This window comes from Sphaerisporangium sp. NPDC049457, assembly GCF_055586705.1.
In genome coordinates this window covers 1-1,979 of the sequence record NZ_JBVJHR010000049.1, presented here as the reverse complement: position 1 = coordinate 1,979, position 1,979 = coordinate 1, and the positions used below count along the sequence as shown (strand labels likewise).

General features: G+C 72.1%; 1 protein-coding gene and 2 pseudogenes. 2 read left to right on the top strand and 1 reads right to left on the bottom strand.

Annotated features, from left to right (window positions below):
• A pseudogene (locus ACZ6QO_RS37825) lies at nucleotides 1–362 on the bottom strand (phospholipid carrier-dependent glycosyltransferase); the annotation flags it as partial.
• Between the two features lie 128 nt (nucleotides 363–490).
• Between ACZ6QO_RS37825 and rsmI the strand changes: the two are divergent.
• The gene (rsmI, locus tag ACZ6QO_RS37820) at nucleotides 491–1,336 is read left to right on the top strand and encodes a 16S rRNA (cytidine(1402)-2'-O)-methyltransferase (protein WP_465858336.1); all 846 of its coding nucleotides are present in this window, start codon (nucleotides 491–493) and stop codon (nucleotides 1,334–1,336) included.
• A gap of 50 nt (nucleotides 1,337–1,386) precedes the next feature.
• Nucleotides 1,387–1,979: pseudogene (locus ACZ6QO_RS37815) on the top strand (hypothetical protein); the annotation flags it as partial.

The following is a 1,979-nucleotide window of genomic DNA, read 5'->3' as shown; positions in this document are numbered from 1 at the left end:
ACGACGTAGGAGGCGCACTGGTCGAGCTCGTTCGGGCCGCACTGTTTCCAGATGGACTCGTTGCCGGCCAGGAGCATCTTGTCGGCGTCCTTGACCGCCACCCGCTCCACGCCGAAGTTGATCAGCGAGAACGCGTCCTTGGCGTAGTAGGTCTCGTCGAAGACCACCGCTTTGGGGTAGCCCAGCCGGTCGAATCTCAGGAAGCCGCCGAACAGCGCCACCAAGATCGGACCGAGCCAGCCCCACAGGGGGTTTCCGGGGAACGGCGGGACGAGCCGGTCGCGGACGGAACCCGGCTGTGCTGGGTCGTCGTGCGGCTCCGGCTGCTCGAAGTCCTGGTTAGGGAAGTCCGTCAGGGCCATCCGGACATCGTACGGGGCGGCTATTACGTCCAGCCTAAGAAACACCTCTTACGTACCCAATTGGGGGACTCCTGGCAGAGAACGCCCAGTAGATGGCGCCCGCGTCGATGGAACGTTCATGGGAGAGGATGGGCACCGTGAACGACAACGGCAGGCTGGTTCTGGCAGGGGCTCCGATCGGGCGCGTCGAGGACGCCTCGGCGCGGCTGCGGGAGGCGCTCGCGAGCGCCGACGTCGTGGCCGCCGAGGACACCCGCCGGCTGCGCAGGCTCGCCGCCGACCTCGGGGTCGCGCTCGGGGGCCGCGTGGTGTCCTACTACGACGCCAACGAGGCGGCCAGGGCGGGCGAGCTGCTCGGCGACCTCCAGGACGGGCGCACCGTGCTGGTCATCACCGACGCCGGCATGCCCGGAGTGTCCGATCCGGGCTACCGGCTGACCCATCTCGCCGTCGAGGCCGGCATTCCGGTGACGGCGCTTCCCGGCCCCTCCGCCGTGACGACCGCGCTCGCGATCTCCGGCCTGCCCAGCGACCGGTTCTGCTTCGAGGGCTTCCCGCCGCGCAAGGCAGGGGAGCGGGCACGGCGGCTGGCCGCGCTCGCCGCGGAGGAGCGGACGATGGTCTTCTTCGAGGCCCCGCACCGGCTGGGCGCGTGCCTGGCCGCGATGGCCGAGGCGTTCGGCGCCGACCGGCCCGCGGCGGTGTGCCGCGAGCTGACCAAGACCTACGAGGAGGTGCGCCGCGGCCCGCTGGCCGAGCTGGCCGCCTGGGCCGAGGGCGACGTGCGCGGCGAGATCACGCTGGTCGTCGCCGGGTACGCGCCGAGCGACGCCGAGCCCGACATCGGCGCGCTGGTCGAGGAGGTCGCCCGGCGCGAGGAGGCCGGGGTGTCGCGCAAGCAGGCGATCGTCGAGGTGGCCAAGGCCGCCGGCGTCCCCAAGCGCGAGCTGTACGACGCCGTCCATCGCTCCTGACGGCGCGGAAGATCTGGATGCGGGCCGCGCGGGACGAATAGGGTGCCCGGGTGGCCGTTCGCGACTTCCTCCCGAGATTCGCCGGAAACCTGACGCTTTTCGGAAGACCACCGCTCCGGTCGGCCGACGGTACCGGCCCGCATGGTCACGCGGACGAGCCTCATGAGCCCGCCGAGCCCGCCAAGCCTTCCGGGTCGGCCGAACTTCCCGAGTCCGCTGAGCCTTCCGCGTCCGCCAGGCCGTCCGAGCCGGCCAGGCCGTCCGAGCCGGCCAGGTCTTCCGGGTCGGCCGAGGCCGCCGAGGCCGAGTCGGCCGGCGCGGAGGCCGGCGGGGCCGTGTCGGTGCGCGACCGGCTGGTGCCGCCGTTCCAGGGCGGCCGCCTGTGGGGGTGGCTGGGGCCGATCCTGGTGGCGGTGTTCGGCGGCGCGCTGAGGTTCGACCACCTCGCCCGCCCCAAGGCGGTCGTCTTCGACGAGACCTACTACGCCAAGGACGCGCTGTCCCTGCTCAGGTACGGCGTCGAGCGCACCTTCGTCGGCACGGACAAAGACCCGATCGCCGACCGGCGGCTCATCGCAGGAAGGGACGACCTCTGGGTCACCTGCGCCCCGGACAACCTCGACCCGTGCGGGCTGTACGTGGC

Bases quoted from the DNA above. Each gene is read 5' to 3' on its own strand.
- rsmI (WP_465858336.1), top strand. From the start codon at position 491: ATGGGCACCGTGAACGACAACGGCAGGCTGGTTCTGGCAGGGGCTCCG.